Source organism: Flavobacterium sp. ABG (assembly GCF_001027725.1).
In the GTDB taxonomy this organism is placed as follows: domain Bacteria; phylum Bacteroidota; class Bacteroidia; order Flavobacteriales; family Flavobacteriaceae; genus Flavobacterium; species Flavobacterium cupriresistens.
In genome coordinates this window covers 1-17234 of the sequence record NZ_LEKS01000025.1, presented here as the reverse complement: position 1 = coordinate 17234, position 17234 = coordinate 1, and the positions used below count along the sequence as shown (strand labels likewise).

17 protein-coding genes and 1 other RNA gene are annotated in these 17234 nt (G+C 35.2%); 4 read left to right on the top strand and 14 right to left on the bottom strand.

What is annotated here, in order from left to right; all coding sequences use genetic code 11:
• Positions 1-1251 (bottom strand): cation:dicarboxylate symporter family transporter, encoded by a 1251-nt coding sequence (locus AB674_RS19775; protein ID WP_047779018.1) that lies wholly within the window; start codon positions 1249-1251, stop codon positions 1-3.
• A 31-nt stretch (positions 1252-1282) separates the two neighbouring features.
• Positions 1283-1598: RNase P RNA component class A (gene rnpB / locus AB674_RS22065), an RNA gene on the bottom strand.
• Between the two features lie 124 nt (positions 1599-1722).
• Here rnpB and AB674_RS19770 point away from each other — a divergent pair.
• The gene (locus AB674_RS19770; RefSeq protein WP_047779017.1) at positions 1723-2016 is read left to right on the top strand and encodes a hypothetical protein; all 294 of its coding nucleotides are present in this window, start codon (positions 1723-1725) and stop codon (positions 2014-2016) included.
• 395 nt (positions 2017-2411) lie between these two features.
• Here the strand turns inward: AB674_RS19770 and AB674_RS19765 are convergent, their stop codons facing one another.
• The 4 genes from AB674_RS19765 to AB674_RS19750 all read right to left on the bottom strand — a co-directional run bounded on the left by AB674_RS19765 (position 2412) and on the right by AB674_RS19750 (position 4610).
• On the bottom strand, positions 2412-2921 hold the full coding sequence (locus tag AB674_RS19765) for a hypothetical protein (RefSeq protein WP_047779016.1): 510 nt from the start codon (positions 2919-2921) through the stop codon (positions 2412-2414).
• A 113-nt stretch (positions 2922-3034) separates the two neighbouring features.
• Entirely contained in the window at positions 3035-3748 is a 714-nt protein-coding gene (locus tag AB674_RS19760) for an endonuclease/exonuclease/phosphatase family protein (RefSeq protein ID WP_047779015.1), read from the bottom strand.
• A 13-nt stretch (positions 3749-3761) separates the two neighbouring features.
• Positions 3762-4205 carry a GNAT family N-acetyltransferase gene (locus AB674_RS19755; protein WP_047779014.1) on the bottom strand — a complete coding sequence of 148 codons (444 nt, stop codon included), beginning with the start codon at positions 4203-4205 and terminating at the stop codon, positions 3762-3764.
• A gap of 9 nt (positions 4206-4214) precedes the next feature.
• Entirely contained in the window at positions 4215-4610 is a 396-nt protein-coding gene (locus AB674_RS19750) for an NIPSNAP family protein (protein WP_047779013.1), read from the bottom strand.
• Between the two features lie 412 nt (positions 4611-5022).
• On the opposite strand from AB674_RS19750, the gene dnaX reads away from it, so the two are divergent.
• Positions 5023-6108, top strand: a complete 1086-nt coding sequence (gene dnaX / locus AB674_RS19745) for a DNA polymerase III subunit gamma/tau (protein WP_047779012.1) — start codon at positions 5023-5025, stop codon at positions 6106-6108.
• Between the two features lie 28 nt (positions 6109-6136).
• Here the strand turns inward: dnaX and AB674_RS19740 are convergent, their stop codons facing one another.
• Entirely contained in the window at positions 6137-6349 is a 213-nt protein-coding gene (locus AB674_RS19740; protein ID WP_047779011.1) for a hypothetical protein, read from the bottom strand.
• 10 nt (positions 6350-6359) lie between these two features.
• On the opposite strand from AB674_RS19740, the gene AB674_RS19735 reads away from it, so the two are divergent.
• On the top strand, positions 6360-6776 hold the full coding sequence (locus tag AB674_RS19735) for a hypothetical protein (protein WP_047779010.1): 417 nt from the start codon (positions 6360-6362) through the stop codon (positions 6774-6776).
• 580 nt (positions 6777-7356) lie between these two features.
• Here AB674_RS19735 and AB674_RS19730 read toward each other — a convergent pair.
• From AB674_RS19730 to AB674_RS19700, 7 genes are all read right to left on the bottom strand, one after another.
• Positions 7357-7935 (bottom strand): NAD(P)H-dependent oxidoreductase, encoded by a 579-nt coding sequence (locus tag AB674_RS19730; protein WP_047779009.1) that lies wholly within the window; start codon positions 7933-7935, stop codon positions 7357-7359.
• A gap of 6 nt (positions 7936-7941) precedes the next feature.
• Positions 7942-8973: a saccharopine dehydrogenase gene (locus AB674_RS19725; protein ID WP_240478113.1), complete on the bottom strand. Its 1032-nt coding sequence runs from the start codon at positions 8971-8973 to the stop codon at positions 7942-7944.
• A 59-nt stretch (positions 8974-9032) separates the two neighbouring features.
• Positions 9033-9593 (bottom strand): Crp/Fnr family transcriptional regulator, encoded by a 561-nt coding sequence (locus AB674_RS19720; protein WP_047779007.1) that lies wholly within the window; start codon positions 9591-9593, stop codon positions 9033-9035.
• A 358-nt stretch (positions 9594-9951) separates the two neighbouring features.
• The gene (locus tag AB674_RS19715) at positions 9952-10536 is read right to left on the bottom strand and encodes a TMEM175 family protein (RefSeq protein WP_047779006.1); all 585 of its coding nucleotides are present in this window, start codon (positions 10534-10536) and stop codon (positions 9952-9954) included.
• Between the two features lie 185 nt (positions 10537-10721).
• Complete coding sequence (locus AB674_RS19710; RefSeq protein WP_047779005.1) at positions 10722-11612, bottom strand: Ppx/GppA phosphatase family protein; 891 nt, start codon at positions 11610-11612, stop codon at positions 10722-10724.
• 38 nt (positions 11613-11650) lie between these two features.
• Entirely contained in the window at positions 11651-13732 is a 2082-nt protein-coding gene (ppk1, locus tag AB674_RS19705) for a polyphosphate kinase 1 (protein ID WP_047779004.1), read from the bottom strand.
• Entirely contained in the window at positions 13732-14223 is a 492-nt protein-coding gene (locus AB674_RS19700) for a SixA phosphatase family protein (protein WP_047779003.1), read from the bottom strand. Before AB674_RS19700 ends, ppk1 begins: the two co-directional genes overlap by 1 nt.
• A gap of 624 nt (positions 14224-14847) precedes the next feature.
• Between AB674_RS19700 and AB674_RS19690 the strand changes: the two genes are divergently transcribed.
• On the top strand, positions 14848-17234 hold a 2387-nt coding region (locus tag AB674_RS19690; protein ID WP_047779001.1), incomplete at its 3' end, for a choice-of-anchor L domain-containing protein.

Genomic DNA, 17234 nt, shown 5'->3' with positions numbered 1-17234 from the left:
TCATTCCTCCAAAACAGGCTCCAAATTCAACTCCGTAAAATCACGTTCGCTCTTAGAAATCACTATTGTTGCCACCGTATTCCCTATCAAATTAGTAATCGCTCTGGCTTCACTCATAAATTTATCAACTCCAAGTAAAAAAGCCAGTCCTTCCACCGGAATTTTATGAATCGCTGTCAACGTCGATGCCAAAACGATAAAACCACTTCCGGTCACCCCCGCAGCACCTTTAGACGTAATCATCAGGATACCGATAACGCTCAGAATCTCAAAGAAACTCAAATGAACATCGTACAACTGCGCCAAAAAAATCACAGACATTGACAAATAAATCGAAGTCCCATCCAGATTAAAAGAATACCCCGTCGGAATCACCAACCCTACCACCGATTTACTGCAACCCATTCGTTCCAGTTTAACCATAATACTAGGCAAAGCAGCCTCCGAAGATGAAGTTCCAAGAACCAATAAAAGTTCTTCTTTAATGTATTTTAAAATTGATAAAATACTGATTTTATAATATTTCAATATACTCCCCAAAATCAAAAACACAAATAAAAACATCGTCGTATAAACACACAACATCAACTTCCCAAGCGGGATCAGCGTCTGCAGTCCAAATTTACCAATTGTATATGCCATTCCTCCAAAAGCCCCTAGCGGAGCGAGATACATCACATATTTCAAACCGGTAAAAACTACTTTTGAAAATCGTTCTAAAACCAAAATTGTCTGTTCGCGTTTTTGGTAAAAATTCAGTGCGATACCACAAACAATGGCAGCTACCAAAACCTGAAGTGTGAAATTTGAAAGGAAAAATTTTAACCACGAAAAGTTTTCCGCAGCATGATTGGTATACTGACTTGCATCTTGCAAAGCCAATCCGGTTTTATCTATTTTTCCCGGTTTAAAAATATAAGCAATCGCAACGCCAATGGCCAAAGCAACGGTTGAAACTACTTCAAAATAGGCTAATGCTTTCACACCAATCCGACCGACTTTTTTAAGATTCCCCATTCCGGAAATCCCCAAAACGATCGTCAAAAATATAATCGGACCTATAAAAAGTTTGATAATATCGACAAAAGTCTTGCCGACAATTTCCATTTTCATTCCGTTTTGCGGTGAAAAATGCCCGAGTAAAACTCCGGCAATAATGGCAATCAAAACCCAAAAGGTCAGATTGGTTACAATGACAAAAAAAGTACTTTTTTTAGGTTTATTTGGAAGATTCGGAGTAATTATATTCATGAAGTTTAGTTAGATAGTTTCACAAATATATAAAAAATGCAGACCTATAAGCCGGATTCTGTCTCTGATAAATCAGAGCCTTATCATTTATCTAGGCTTACAATTACTCATAAGCTCGAGCTACCTACCCTTCAACAACGGACGAGAAGCCCTTAAATGCTGATATACTTGGTATTTCACCGCATAGAGTTTACCTGTTTTCACTACAGCATTACCTGTACATACTTTCTGCTGCACTTGTCCTAACGTTATTACTAACGCCGACGGGTGTTACCCGCTATGCTTCTCTGTGGTGTCCGGACTTTCCTCCCCTCACCTAAGCGAGCGACGATAAGGCGGTCTGCGGGGCAAAAGTAGCGATTTATAATCGAAGAATCCCGCTTTTAAAATTTAGATTTTCACACTAAATTCACAATGTTTTAATTTTAAATTGGTTATCTTTAAAATCCATAATTTTTAAATTCAGTTATCATGATTAGAATGTATCATTACGCAACTGTTTCAAAAGCTTTAGATCAATTGAATGAAAAAGGATTCACCTTTGATTTTAATCTAAACTCAGACGCAATTAAAAAAAATCCTGAAAAATTTGAAATTGTACATGTGTATCGATACGAAGGGGAATCTGACCCGGGCGATGAGGCAGTTGTTTACGGAATAAAATCAAATTCAGGCAAAAAAGGAGTATATGTATCCGGGTTTTCGGCGGATTCCGACTCCGAAACCGTACAGATCTTACTCGATTTAAGCATAAAAGGCAGGTGATTTTGAAAGAACCATTATTATAATTTTCAGAAGCTATTCCCGCTGTCTGCTGTATCTTTTGTGTCGAACCCCGCCACAAAAGGATGCCGCTCCCATCAGGGCTAGGGCTTCTTGTTTTCAAGAGAAAAAGTTTTTTGTATGGAGTTATTTAACCGCAAGGGGCACGAAGATTTCGCAAGGGACGTAAAATGTGGCAATTTGGCAATGTGTCAACGTGAGAATGTGGTAATGCAAAAAGGTGAAATGCAAAAAATCAAAAGTTGAAGATCAAGAGTAAAATTCGAAATGTAAAAATCAGTAATCAGATCTTTTTTCTTTTAACTCCAACTACACCACTTCACAAGTGTCACCCTGAGCGAAGTCGAAGGCTCATGAAACCAAAATTTCTATTTAACTCAATTATACTTCAAACTTAAATTTTCAATAATAAAATCAATTGCAATTTTAACTTTTTCCGGTTTTGTCAATCTTATAATTTTCCTTTTAAAATCTCCTTTTTCATCTGTCATATTAATCGTAAAACAAGCTACGGAATAATTTAAGTTTGGCTCCCAATTATTTAATCCCCTTTTTCTATACGAATAATTATAGCTCGTTGAAAGCTTTCCTTCTCTTACTGATAATCCATCGTCTTCCGCTGTTTGCAATAATTCTCCCTTTAAAACCAACCCAAACAAAAAGATCGCTGTATACAAATTATTATTTTTTATGTACAAGCCTTTCCTTGTAAGCAACAGGGCAAAGAATAAAATAATGAAAAGAAACAAAGCTACTTTTCCATAAACGTAACTTCCTAACTTCAATGAATTAAGCATTACAAGCAAAACCATTACACAACAAAAATTTAGAATAATCAAATTTTGAAATTGCTTGAAATCTAAATTACGCTCTAATACAACTTTCATCTAAAAATATTTTTTTAGTTAATTTATGGTAACCCACGCTTCGACTTCGCTCAGCTTGACAATTACATTTACTTTTTTGTCCAGCTACAAATACTACATCTCTTAAAAAAAACTCACACCCCAAACTCCACAATCAAAGGTTTATGATCACTATGCATTCTCCAATCTTCATAACTTCCTACTTCAACACTTTCTAAAACTTCTATAAAATCATTCGAAGCAAAACAGTAGTCCAGATGATACGGTTTATTTTCATGACGATACAAAAACAAAGTCGGATGTATTTCTTTTCCCTGTTCCTGATTAAAGAATTTATGATATACGCTAAATATATTTTTTGAAGCTAATTTACTTACCACTGCTGAGTGATTCCCTTCTCTTCTTGGTTTATCCCAAATGGTGTTGCTGTTAAAATCTCCGACTAACATCGTTTTGGTTCCAGACAATAGTTTTTCATAATAATTAATCGCTTTCCAAACCTGAGTTACATATTGCCCGTCTTTATCTTGGGGATTATTTGCCCAAACGGCAAATAAAACAAAATCTACTTTTCCTTTGGTAACTGCAATGGGTAACACATTTTTGAAATTAGGATTATGACAATCCATCAATTCAAATCGATACTCGCTATACGAAAAAACACCAAGTCCTTTGTGTTGATTTATACCGTACCAAAGTATATCAGTCGGAATCGGAACGTCTTTGGAAAATTTTAATCTTTCGATATTTTCACATTCGGGAATTACCAGAATATCCGGTTGATGAACCAAAATAAATTCCGCTTTTTTTCTGAAAGCCATATTACAATTCCAGGTTATGATTTTCATTTCAGCTTTGTTTTTATTCTATTTTTTGATTCAATTCAAATAAAATATAAGGTCCGTTTTCGTTCTCATTCCAAGCTTTTTCAACAAACCCTACTTTTTTATAAAACGAAATTGCCTCAGTATTTTTCTCCAGACATTTTAATACAAGTGGAAATTTGGCTTTCTTTACCACTTCATTCAAAAGTCTTTTTCCGATTCCAAATTTATGAAATGCCGCATCGATATATAAATGGTGAATAAAATTGTCTCGCATCCAAACCGAAATAAATCCGATTACTTTTTCGTCGTACAAGGCAGTCAAAATATATTCTCCTTTCGTCTGAGCATCAAAATCCAATAAATCGAATGCTTCGGGATCGGCCCAAACAAAAGTTTCCTGACGCACTTTCAGAAATAATTGACGTAATGCGTCTAAATCCCCTTTCCTGAATTCGATAATATTTAATCTATCTGTCATAAAAAAACATTAATTGGGCGAGTAACTTGTTTTTACCATCGTCCGATCTTCAATATTACCGAGCAAATCTCCAAACTTGGCACTGGTTTGTTTTTTGATCTCAATCCATTCTTTATCGGCTTTAAAACCTTCCCAGGCTTTTTTCATTGTAGCTTCATCGGGCCATTCCAAAAGATAAACAAATTCAGTTTTACTATCCGATTTTGATTCCCAGATTGAATTGATCTTAAAATTATATTTCTTCATGATCACCATGGCGTGATCTCTGAAACGATCGTGGAAATCTTTCTTGTTTTTTTCGAAAATTTCATAAACACGCAATTGGTAAATTGGACTTGCATTTACTTTTTGCGCTTTTATTCCAAAAGAGATAAGGAATACTAAAATCAAAAGATGTAGTTTCATTTCGTTTTTATTAAAATTTAGTTTATAAAGCAACCCGAACTATTTGACAATAAAATTAACCCTTTTTTCATTACAATAACAAATCCAAATTTGAATTACTGCCCACCATAATCAACTGATTTAGAAATAAAGTTGCTCAAACTTTTGCTAAATCTCGCTTTCGAAAATTTGGCTAAAGCCAAGAATTCTTTCATGTCCTTTCCGTTAGGTTAAAACCAACGGCTATTCAAAAAAACATTGCTTTTAATCTTGTAAAACTGAATTTACCTCTAAAAACAAACTTGAATTTATCTAATTCGCTTACTGACAAATGATAAAACCTACAGTCGTTCAAACACTTAAAATCTTTCAATTTTTAAATTTTTAAATCATTAAATTATACCCTATATTTGCTATCGAATAATAAAGGAATATGGAACAATTTGTAGTATCGGCTCGTAAATACCGTCCGCAGACATTTAAGGATGTTGTGGGACAGAAAGCCATTACCAACACTTTGCTGAATGCCATAGAAAGTAATCACTTAGCTTCTGCTTTATTGTTTACCGGACCACGTGGAGTTGGTAAAACAACCTGCGCCCGTATCCTAGCCCGAAAAATCAATCAGCCCGGATATGATGATCCTAACGAAGATTTTGCTTTTAACGTTTTTGAGTTAGATGCGGCTTCAAACAACTCGGTTGACGATATTCGTAGTCTGATTGATCAGGTTCGAATCCCGCCACAAACCGGACAATACAAAGTCTATATCATTGACGAGGTTCATATGTTGTCTTCGGCAGCTTTTAATGCTTTCCTGAAAACATTAGAAGAACCCCCAAAACATGCTATTTTTATTTTAGCAACAACTGAAAAACATAAAATCATTCCAACGATTTTATCGCGTTGTCAGATTTTTGATTTCAAAAGAATTACGGTTAAAGACGCCAAAGAACATTTAGCAGAAGTAGCCGCAAGTCAGGGAATCAATTTTGAAGATGATGCTTTGCACATTATTGCTCAAAAGGCAGATGGTGCAATGCGTGACGCTCTATCTATATTTGATCGTGTGGTTTCTTTTTGTGGAACCAATTTAACGCGTCAGGCTGTAACCGAAAACCTAAACGTTTTAGATTACGAAACGTATATTTCGATTACCGATTTACTTTTAGAGAATCAGATTCCGGAACTTTTATTAGCTTACAACGACATCCTTGCAAAAGGTTTTGACGGACATCATTTTATTGCCGGATTGGCTTCGCATTTCAGAGATTTACTGGTAAGTAAAACTCCGGCTACCATCGCTTTACTTGAGGTGGGTGAACAGGCGCAACAAATGTATGGCGTACAATCTCAAAAATGTTCTCAGGACTTTTTATTAAAAGGAATTGACATTGCAAACGACTGTGATTTAAAATACAAACTAAGTCAGAATCAACGTCTTTTAGTTGAATTATGCTTGATGCAATTGGCCTCTATCAACTTTGATGGAGAAAAAAAAAAGCTGAGCAATTCATAATTCCACCCGTTTACTTTAAAAACGGAGGTTATTCTATTGTTGAAGTTCCATCAGCTAAGGCTGAAATTCCAAATAATAAATCCCAAATTCCAAATTCTGAGGAGAAAATTGGTACTGGCACTGTTGGTATCGAAACTCCTAAAGCTGAAGGCAATACCGCCAACACACCTCCTGTAGTTCCGAAAACGGAGGCCAACACTGAAGTTAAAGTTTCTGCTTTTTCATTATCCAGTATTCGCAAGAAAAAGGAAATGGAAGAAAGCAGTAAATCTTATGTAAAACCTTCTACAACCTTACCGACAGAAGAATTCACAGAAACCGAAATGTTATTGCATTGGAACAAATATGCAGAACGTTTGGGCAGTAAAGGTCTTAAAATTATGGAATCGTTATTGTTAATTAACGATCCGACTTTGAACGGAACCGTCATTACGCTTGAATTGCCTAACGAAGGTTCAAAATTAGATTTTGAAGGTCAGATTCATGGGCTTTTAGGGCATTTAAAAGGACATCTACACAATCACGATATTACAATTGAAGTTGTAGTAAACGAAACAATCGAAAGCAAACGTAGTTTTAACGATCAGGATCGATACAATCGTTTATTAGAAATAAACCCAAACATAGAACTTTTACGTTCTACATTTGGATTGGATTTACACACTTAGTATATTTTTTTTTTAAACACGAATTTCACGAATTTTCACGAATTGTTTTTTTTTTAAATCTTTGCGCATAAGAATTAGTGCTAATTCGTGAAATTCGCGGCAAACTCAGTAGATATGCCTAATGTAAAAATCCGTTAAGGTTTTTCACCACGAATTACACCAATTTTCGCGAATTGTTTTTTTAATCTTTGCGCATAAAAATTAGTGCAAATTCGTGAAATTCGTGTCAAACTCAGCAGATCTATTTAACGTAAAAATCTGTTAGACTTTTTCACCACGAATTACACCAATTTTCGCGAATTATTTCTTCCTCTTTTCGAGTAAAAGATTAGCGCAAATTCGTGTAATTTTCATAAGCCAAAAAATTAGTGCAAATTCGTGTAATTCGTGTCAAACTCAATAGATATGCTTAATATAAAAATCTGTTAGACTTTTTCGCCACGAATTACATCAATTTTTACGAATTGTTTCTTCCTCTTTTCGAGTAAAAGATTAGCGCAAATTCGTGTAATTTTCATAAGCAAAAAAATTAGTGTTAATTCGTGAAATTCGTGTCAAACCTTTTTCCTCTCAACCCAAATCATCTATTCTTAACTCCTAAATCATAAACTTTTTGGAGCCATTTTGCTCTTTGAAGTTCATTAGCAGATTTTACTATTCCTATATAAGTAACTTTTACCGGTTTTACTCCGCAGAATTCCAGTGTTGATTTTTTCAACTGATTGACACTTGGTCTTCCGTAAAACAAGCGATAATACCAGCCCGGCTGATCCAGAGTCGTGATGATATGTGCCGTTTTCCCTTTTAAGAGTTTATCCCACCAAACGGAATTCTCTTTGTATTCAAAAGCCATTCCCGGCAAAAACAATCGGTCAATAAATCCTTTTGTGATCGCAGGTAAACCTCCCCACCAAACAGGATGTACCCAAACCAGATGGTCTGCTTTTTGAATTTTCTTCCAGGCTTCGAGTAAATCCGGTTCTAATTCGGTTCTTTTCTGATAACCGAATTGCAGATTTGGATTAAACTTTAAATCGGCAATTGTAATGCTTTCTACCGAAGCTTGAGATTGTAACGCTCCTTTTTCGTAAGCATCGGCGATTGCAAAATTAAAACTCTTTGAATTGGGGTGTCCGTTGATAATAAGTATATTTTTCATCTTTGATTAGCTTATTTTTATATTAATTGTACTGTAATTATGCAATGCCTCATAAACTTCTTGTGGCGAATGTATTTGATGACTAAAGTAAATTCCATTGGCCAAAGTGGTATTCAACATCTTTTCTATATGTAAAACGGTAGAAAATGCAGTCAACTCGGCCTGACCTTTAACACTTTGCAAACTAACTTTTTTTGTTCCGGTATTCGTTCTGACATTGATTTCAAAAACAGTTTGATCTCCGTTACCACTAGATCCAAACAGCAATTGTCTTTCTTTTAAAGACAGGATATTAAAAATCTTTAGCGATTGAAAATACCCCATTAAACTGGTAACAAACTTAGAACTGTAAGTCATTTTTACGGAAATCGTTGGTATTTTTTCGATTTGATTTAAGATAAACAAATCCGGAACGTCCAGATTATAAACCTGCCGTTTTCCTAATCCGAATGAAAAATTAAATTTTTCAGCATCCAGAAAATGCTTGACTTTTTGAGGTTCATTATTTTTATAAGAAGTAAATGGTTTACACACATTTTCAGCCAAAAAATGGGCAGAGCTTTTCCCAGCTAAATCTTTTATGGAATAATAAATATACAAATTTGCTTCTGTGATTTCACGCTTATCCGGCGCTATAAAATCGACTAAACTCCCCACAATTCCACTCATCCAGCCGGAACTAAAAACAATATGGCTATTTGTATTTTGATTATTGTCTTGGGCTAAATCATGCGCCACAATTAAATCCGGAGTTGGTTTTGTAATATCAATGTAATCCAGTTTGTTTGCTATTGCAAACTTTAAAATTTCATTGTTACGATCTTTTGTACACAATACAATCAAATCGATTTTATTATCCAGAACACATTTAAAAGTTTTTGGATTGGTCACATCAATAACCAAATCATGCGTGGTATTTCCTAATTGGCGGCTTCCTACAAACAAGTTATAGTCAGGGTTTCTCTTTTGAAGAATGCGCAGTATGACTTTGCCTACCAATCCTGTTCCACCAATTACTAAAATGTTTTTTCTCATCATTACTTATTGTTTTGAACAAAAATAATGGCGAACTATACCTCATCTACTGGACAAATGTCCTATAAAACCGCTTTCCGGATGCGACTTAAATGCCTTGGCGTAACTCCTAAAAAAGAAGCTAAATACTGTAATGGAATTAACTTGATATAATTGGGATGGTTTTTAGAAAGTGTTTCGTAACGTTCTTTTCCGGTAAGTTTTTGGAAAGATAAAATGCGTTGTTCTAAACTTATATACTGCATTTGGGCAATAATCCGTCCGACTTTTTGCCAATGAATACTATTTTCATAAAGCTGTTCTATAGTATCGTGACTTATCACTTCGAGTTCAGTATCAAATAAGGCCTGAATATTTTCTTCTGTTGGTTGCTGCGTAATAAGACTGGTAAAAGCAGTCATAAATTCATTTTCGAATGTAATGCAGTTAGTGATTTCTTCACCTTCTGTATTGATATAAAAAGAGCGTAAAGCTCCTGATTTTATAAGAACAATTTCTTTAGCAATTTGATTTTCCTGAATTAAAAAGTCTCCCTTTTTTAATCTCTTTTTGGTAATTAAATCGCCCAGCTTATCTAATTCCTGTAGCGGTAAAATCTGAAGAGATTGAAATGTTGATTTCATGGTATCGAATTGTGAGTAAAAGATTTTCCTAAAAAATAATCAACGCTTGCTGGTCTGTTTAAGTTTCAAATTACAGAAAAGTTACAGTTGATTTTGATCAAAATCAAACAGATTTCCTTCAGGTAAACAATGGTATCTATTTTATTTTACAAAATAAGCTATATCTTTTTTTAATATAAAAAATCCGTTTTTATCATCGTTTTTGCCATTGCAAATCCGCATGATCCGCGTCCAATTCACACAGCTGTTGCCACTTAATTTTATACACGGATTAAAACAGATTCGTTATCGCAAATACAAGGATTAAAGCAGGTTTAAGATTCTTTCTAATGAAATTTAAACTCGCATTATGAGTCTATTATTTTTCGGCTGAGTTAAAAACATTCTCAATTCTTCTGTCCGGAATCAACCATAAAAAAGCTACCGTCAGATAACACCCTCCGGAAATCCATTCACTATAAAACGAAGAAACTATGCCGACGAAGTATAAGACTACAGAAGCTTTCCCTTTTAAATCTTTTCCCAGTGCTTTACTTAACGAAGAATCTTTTCCCTCTACCTGAATGATGTTATTTTGAAGTATGTTATACGCTATTGCGCAAAGCATTAAGATGACTCCGTATAATGCTAAGGAAGCTTTTGCAAAATTATGTTCTCCCATCCAACCCGTTGACACGGGAATCAAGGATAGCCAGAAAAGCAAATGCAGGTTGCTCCAAAGCACTTTTCCATTTACTTTCGATAATCCATGCACTAAATAATGGTGATTGTTCCAATAAATTCCGACATAAATAAAGCTTAAAACATAACTTAAAAACTTTGGAATAAGTGGTTTTAAATCTGCAAACTCATGGCCAGCGGGAACTTTAATTTCCAAAATCATAATCGTTATAATAATGGCCAGCACACCATCACTAAAAGCTTCCAGTCTTGTTTTATTCATTGCTATATAGGTTTTGGATTATCTTGTTTTACTGATGTTTTTAAAAAGTTTGCCACGAATTTCGCGAATTTACACTAATTTTTTGTTTAATTTAAAATGCCAATTTTTACAAATTGGCATTTTCTAAATTATACTGTTGCTTCTTTTTACTTGGGTCTTTTTTTTAAAAACTGACCTGTTATGCACTAAATTTTACCGTAGTACATTGCTTTTACGATTCCGTCAGAAAGTCCGATTTTTGGGACATAGATTTGACGGGCACCACTCCATTTCATTGCATTCAGATAAATTCTTGTGGCGGGAATAATTACATCGGCTCGATCGGAGTTTAATCCTAATTCTGCAATTCTCTGTTCGTACGTTAATGAATTTAAAAAGGCGTATTGTGAATTGATGTAAATATACGAAAGCGGTTTTTCCTGTTGCTTTCCGGACATTTTAAACAATTTATTAATGTTTCCACCGGATCCGATAAGTGTAACTTCTTCGTAACCTTCGGTATTGGTTTTGATCCATTTTTCGATTTCATCCCAAACGACATCGCAAACCATATTATTCAGCAAACGAACGGTTCCTGCTTTGAAAGATCTTGAATTAATCATTTTTCCATCAGAAAATAATGTAAATTCTGTACTACCACCACCCACATCTACAAAAAGATAGGTCTCGTCTGTTTTTAATAAATGGTGCAAATCTGTTGAAGCAATTATGGCTGCTTCTTTTTTACCGTCTATAATCTCGATTTTTATATCGGCTTTTTTCTTAATCAAAGCCACAACTTCTTTGGCATTATAGGCCTCACGCATTGCCGAAGTTGCAAACGCCATATAGCGTTCTACTTTATGTACTTTCATCAAAAGACTAAATGCTTTCATAGCATCTACCATTCGATCTATATTCTGTTCTGAAATTTCTCCAACTGTAAAAGCATCCTGTCCCAAACGAATCGGAACGCGAACAAGCGAACTTTTATTAAATTGTGGTTCTTTGCCATCTTGTTCTACAACATTCGATATCAGAAGCCTCATGGCATTCGATCCAATATCAATCGCTGCGTATTTTTTTATACTAATCATGCTCCCTTTATGATTTGAAATTGTTTTTGTGTTTTGTGTTAACTAATTTTTTGCGGAATTTTTTCGATTTTCTCAATTTTGTGCTGGTAATATTTATAGGTTTCAAGCTGTGCTCTGAATGGAGCATGGTGATTACGAGCTTTATACTTATTGTCTAGTTTATAGGAATGATATCTCACTTTTACATTTCCTTTCCAGGCAATATTAAAATTATCAATTAGTTCTTTTTTGATTTCAAGATCATAAATCGGACAAGTTACTTCTACTCGTCCATCGAGGTTTCTGGTCATAAAATCTGCTGATGAAATGTAAACCTCTGTTAATCCTGCATTTCCAAAAATATAAACTCTTGAATGTTCTAAATAATTATCTACAATACTGATTGCTTCAATATTCTCACTCATTCCCGGAATCCCCGGTATTAATGAGCAAATTCCTCTTACCTGAAGCTGAATTTTCACACCTGCATTACTTGCTTCGTATAATTTATCGATCATTTTAAAGTCCGATAAACTATTCATTTTTAACTTGATATGTGTTTTTCTACCGGCTAACGCATGCAAAATTTCACGGTCTATCAATTTTATAAATTTTGTCCTTGTATAATGTGGTGATACAATTAAATGTTTGTATCGGTGAACTCTGTAATTGATATCAAAAAATTCGAATATTTTTGAAATGTCTTTCAAAATACCAGGATGACAGGTAAACAACGTTACATCGGTATAAATTTTTGCCGTCGATTCGTTGAAATTTCCGGTAGAAATAAATCCGTAACGACGGGTTTTACCTTCTTCAACTCTCTCGATCACGCATATTTTACTGTGTACTTTAAGGCTTTTGATACCAAAAATAAGTTCGATGCCTTCCGTCTGCATTTGTTCGGCATAAGAAATATTACTTGCCTCATCAAAACGAGCCTGAAGTTCAATCTGTACGACTACTCTCTTACCGTTTTTTGCCGCATTGATCAAGGAACTAATAATCTGCGAATTCTTAGCCAGACGATATAACGTAATTTTTATACTTGTTACTTTTGGATCTAATGCCGCTTCACGTAAAAATTTAGTCAGATACGAAAAGGATTGATAAGGCGCATGCAACAGATAGTCTTTTTTACCGATCTTTCCCAAAATACTACCTTCAAGACTCAAACCGGGAATAGGCAAAGGATCATTGGTTTTATACAACAAATCATATCTTCCGAGATTTGGAAAACTCATATAATCACGGCGATTATGATATCTTCCACCGGGAATTATACTGTCAGTTTCTACAATTTTCATTTTATCTAAGAAGAAACGCAAGGTATCGTCTTCGATTAAACTATCGTAAATGAAACGAACCGGTTCTCCTATTCTTCTGTCTTTTACCGATGTAGCAATTTTTTCGAGCATACTTTTGCTCAAATCACTATCAATGTCCAATTGCGCATCTCGCGTAATTTTGATCATGTGGGCAGAGACACTTTTATAATCAAAAATATTGAAAATATTACTCAGGTTATGACGGATTACATCATCGATTAAGATCACATATTGTTTATCGTCATTGGAAGGCAATACCACAAATCTGTTTATCGTTTTAGGAATTTCAACAACCGCATATCGAACTTCATCATTGGTGTTCATCTCTAAACGAATGGCCAAATACCCTAAAGTATCTTTCAAAACCGGGAACTCTGCTAAGTCATTCAGGATAATAGTAACTAATTCGGGGCTTAATTTTTGAGTAAAAAAGTCTCTCAGAAAATGTTCCTGTGCTTCTGTAATCTGATTTTCGTTGATAATAAAGATATTCTCGGCTTCCAGTTCGGCTTCAATATTTCCTAAAATGCGTAAACTTTCTGATTGTTGCTGAATTACAATTTCAGTGATATCCTTAATTAACTGATGGGCAGAGACTCCGCCTAGATATTTTTCACCAGAAATACCCGAAAGACTTAGTCTTCTGATTGCGGCATAACGAACTCGAAAAAATTCATCTAAATTGTTCGAAAAAATTCCAACAAAACGCAACCTGTCTAAAAGTGGAACGGTATTATCTCCTGCTTCCTGAAGTACTCTTGCATTAAACGCTAACCAACTTTTTTCTCTATCGATATATTTCTGTTCGTACACTATATTTTTTTTAAATCTTTGGGGAAAATTGTTTTATGTGTTCTGCCTTTATTGATCGTATCCCAGCTTTCTGAATCAAACTTTAGCGATACAAATCCGGAGGTGGGTACATTTTCTATAAAAACATCCCCAAATTTATTAACAAAATTTGTAATAGCCTCGTTATGTCCGAAAAGAATAACACTTTCGAAACTATTATCGCACAATTTGATCACTTTTTCAAGTTGTTTATCATCAAAAGTATAAAGATCGTCCTTGTACACGATACTTTCTATGGGATAGGAGATGTTTTGAGCAAAAATTAGAGCCGTTTCAGAAGCACGAGCGGCCGTACTACTCCAAATAATATAAGTCTTGGGCAAAAAATTCGAAATAATTCCAGATACTTCATGAGCATCTAAAATTCCTCTTTTCATTAAAGGTCTGTCAAAATCTTTTAAAGGAGCTTCCCAACTGGATTTTGCATGTCGTATCAAAATTAAATTTTTCATAAGCGGAAGGATTTACAAACATCATAAAAAGAGATTCATTTTTATTGAAGTTCTAATTTACAAAAGAAATTCTAAACACTAACTTTTTTTTAATTCTGTTAACATTTGAAGAAAATTTTAACACGAAAAAAAATCAGTTAAATCCATCATAGAAAAAACATGCTTCTTTTTCCCTTTAACAAAAAGTGCACTTCATCCGTCAAAACTGTCACTTAGTCGATATTATACATATCACATAAAATCAGCCAATTAATTGATTATTGAATATTTTTAAAGGTTATTTTTTTATGTTTTTAACCAAAAAAGCAAAGAAATCGTACATTAATTTTTGCCAAAAACTACAAAAAACACCCCCTATTTTCACAAATTCTGACCAAAAAAAGACATTTCAACGAGTTTTTAGGTTAGTTACAGAGAAAAAAAATCTATTAAAAAGAGACTCTATAAATTTGATTCTGTTAAAACTATAAAAATTTCACAAAATACGAAGTCAAATCTATGGAGGCTCAAAAATCGTAGGTAATAGAGATAGCAAATTATACTTATAAAAGAGCCAAAATAAAATTTTACTAAAAATAGTACTGTAGAGGAACAAACAATTTTTGAAATTAAAGATTAAAGACTATGAAAAAAATTACTTTAACCACTATTTTGGGATTACTATTTTTCTTTACAGAGCTATCTGCCCAAGAAATAAATGTTCCTATCAGAATCGGAAATACTATTACCAAAAATAAATCTGCTGCTAAGAGTAATGTAACTACAAAAAGTAGTGCGACTGCTAATGCGTTGGCGGCACTGGCTGCAGTCGGATCTATAGATGTAGCAAATCCCGCTGCCGGAAATAATGGTTATACTGCAGACGGATTAGTGCGTAACATACTAACGTCTGGCTGTTTAAGCATTAGCAATGTCCGATTTGGTTATTATAAAAAAAATGGAAACAATTGGGATTGGACTAATCATACGTGGTCTTCAACCGCCGGTGACCGACAATTGGGATACTTTAATAAATCTACTTCTACATTTCCTATTGATGAAGGTCTTTTAATTGCAACAGGAAAAATAAGCTCCGCTATGGGGCCTAATACGTTTACAAATAAATCAGATTCAATGGTTAGCGAGGCCAGCGATCCTGATTTAACTAATATATCAGGTCAGACCATGCGTGATGCTGCTATATTGGAATTTAATTTTGTTCCTGATGGAAATTTGGTTGAGTTCAAATTTGTTTTTGCCTCAGAGGAATATCTGGAGTATGTTAATACACAATTTAACGATGCTTTTGGTTTTTTCTTAAGCGGACCCGGAATAGCCGGAACTTACACCAATAATGCTGTAAACCTTTCTCAATTACCAAATGGTGATACCGTTACGATCAACAACATTCACTCTTCCGGAGTTAATGTGAACGGTGTTGCTTTCCCTGATAAAAATGTCGCTTATTACCTAAACAATCCACCTGCTTCACTAGTAATGGAGTATGATGGATCTACAACTGTTCTTACCGCAACATATCCGGTTACACCTGGTCAAACTTATAAAATTAAAATGGCAATCGCCGATGCATCAGATCAATTATATGATGCAGGTGTATTTCTAAAAGCAAGAAGTTTTGCCACAAATACTTTAGTAATTACAAATCCTGCAGGTGTATGTTCTCCAAACACCGTAAATATTACTGCTGCGGCAGTAACTGCAGGAAGCACTGCCGGACTAACCTATACGTATTGGAGAGATGCAGCTGCTACAATTCCTTACACTACTCCTACTGCAGCAACTGCAGGTACTTATTATATTAAAGGACAAAACCTTGTATCAGGTTGTTCAGACATTAAACCTGTAGTGGTAACTGTCAGTAATATTGTTGTAACAGAAAACGTTGCTTCACATGTTGATGTAAAATGTTTTGGACAAAGCACAGGGGCTATTACACTTAACAATCCTACGGGTGGTGTTGCTCCATATACTTATTCATGGAAAAAAAATGGAGCAGCTTTTGCAGGAACAACTCAAACCATAACCAACTTAGGAGTTGGAACATACGAAGCAACTGTAACAGATGCAAGCGGATGTAAAGGTGTTATTTCTGTAGTTATAACGCAGCCAAATGCCGCTCTGGCTTTGGGAGCTTCTTCTAAAACAGATGTTACTTGTTTTGGTGCAAGCACCGGAACCGTAACTGCAGGCGCCGTTACAAACGCAGTTGGAACTGTTACGTACTCTTGGAAAAACAGCTCTAATACGGTAGTAGGAACGACAGCCACAGTATCAAATTTGCCTGCCGGAACTTATACTTTAACTGTTACAGATACTTGTTCGTCTCAATCCAATTCCGTTACAATCGGGCAACCGACTGCCGCTCTGACTTTGGCAGCTTCATCTAAAACGGATGCAGCATGTTTTGGTGCCAGCACCGGAACAGTTACTGCGGGTGCCGTGACAAACTCCGTTGGAACTGTAACGTACTCTTGGAAAAACAGTTCTAATACAGTAGTAGGAACGACAGCGACAGTGTCCAATCTTCCTGCGGGAACTTACACTTTAACTGTAACGGATTCTTGTTCTTCTAAAACCAATACAGTTACCATCGGACAACCGAGTGCAGCTTTGGCTTTAGCAGCTTCATCTAAAACGGATGCAGCATGTTTTGGCGCAAGCACCGGAACAGTTACTGCGGGTGCCGTGACAAACTCCGTTGGAACTGTAACTTTCTCTTGGAAAAACAGCTCTAATACAGTAGTAGGAACAACAGCAACGATATCCAATCTTCCTGCGGGAACTTATACTTTAACTGTTACAGATTCTTGTTCTTCTCAAACCAATTCCGTTACAATCGGACAACCGAGTGCGGCTTTGGCTTTGGCAGCTTCTTCTAAAACAGATGTTACTTGTTTTGGTGCCAGTACCGGAACTATAACTGCGGGTGCCGTTACAAATTCCGTTGGAACTGTAACTTTCTCTTGGAAAAACAGTTCTAATACAGTAGTAGGAACGACAGCAACAGTTTC

Excerpts from the sequence above, each read along its gene's own strand:
- AB674_RS19775 (WP_047779018.1), bottom strand. The coding sequence starts at position 1,251 with ATGAATATAATTACTCCGAATCTTCCAAATAAACCTAAAAAAAGTACT.
- AB674_RS19770 (WP_047779017.1), top strand. The coding sequence starts at position 1,723 with ATGATTAGAATGTATCATTACGCAACTGTTTCAAAAGCTTTAGATCAA.
- AB674_RS19765 (WP_047779016.1), bottom strand. The coding sequence starts at position 2,921 with ATGAAAGTTGTATTAGAGCGTAATTTAGATTTCAAGCAATTTCAAAAT.
- AB674_RS19760 (WP_047779015.1), bottom strand. The coding sequence starts at position 3,748 with ATGAAAATCATAACCTGGAATTGTAATATGGCTTTCAGAAAAAAAGCG.
- AB674_RS19755 (WP_047779014.1), bottom strand. The coding sequence starts at position 4,205 with ATGACAGATAGATTAAATATTATCGAATTCAGGAAAGGGGATTTAGAC.
- AB674_RS19750 (WP_047779013.1), bottom strand. The coding sequence starts at position 4,610 with ATGAAACTACATCTTTTGATTTTAGTATTCCTTATCTCTTTTGGAATA.
- dnaX (WP_047779012.1), top strand. The coding sequence starts at position 5,023 with ATGGAACAATTTGTAGTATCGGCTCGTAAATACCGTCCGCAGACATTT.
- AB674_RS19735 (WP_047779010.1), top strand. The coding sequence starts at position 6,360 with ATGGAAGAAAGCAGTAAATCTTATGTAAAACCTTCTACAACCTTACCG.
- AB674_RS19730 (WP_047779009.1), bottom strand. The coding sequence starts at position 7,935 with ATGAAAAATATACTTATTATCAACGGACACCCCAATTCAAAGAGTTTT.
- AB674_RS19725 (WP_240478113.1), bottom strand. The coding sequence starts at position 8,973 with ATGATGAGAAAAAACATTTTAGTAATTGGTGGAACAGGATTGGTAGGC.
- AB674_RS19720 (WP_047779007.1), bottom strand. The coding sequence starts at position 9,593 with ATGAAATCAACATTTCAATCTCTTCAGATTTTACCGCTACAGGAATTA.
- AB674_RS19715 (WP_047779006.1), bottom strand. The coding sequence starts at position 10,536 with ATGAATAAAACAAGACTGGAAGCTTTTAGTGATGGTGTGCTGGCCATT.
- AB674_RS19710 (WP_047779005.1), bottom strand. The coding sequence starts at position 11,612 with ATGATTAGTATAAAAAAATACGCAGCGATTGATATTGGATCGAATGCC.
- AB674_RS19700 (WP_047779003.1), bottom strand. The coding sequence starts at position 14,223 with ATGAAAAATTTAATTTTGATACGACATGCAAAATCCAGTTGGGAAGCT.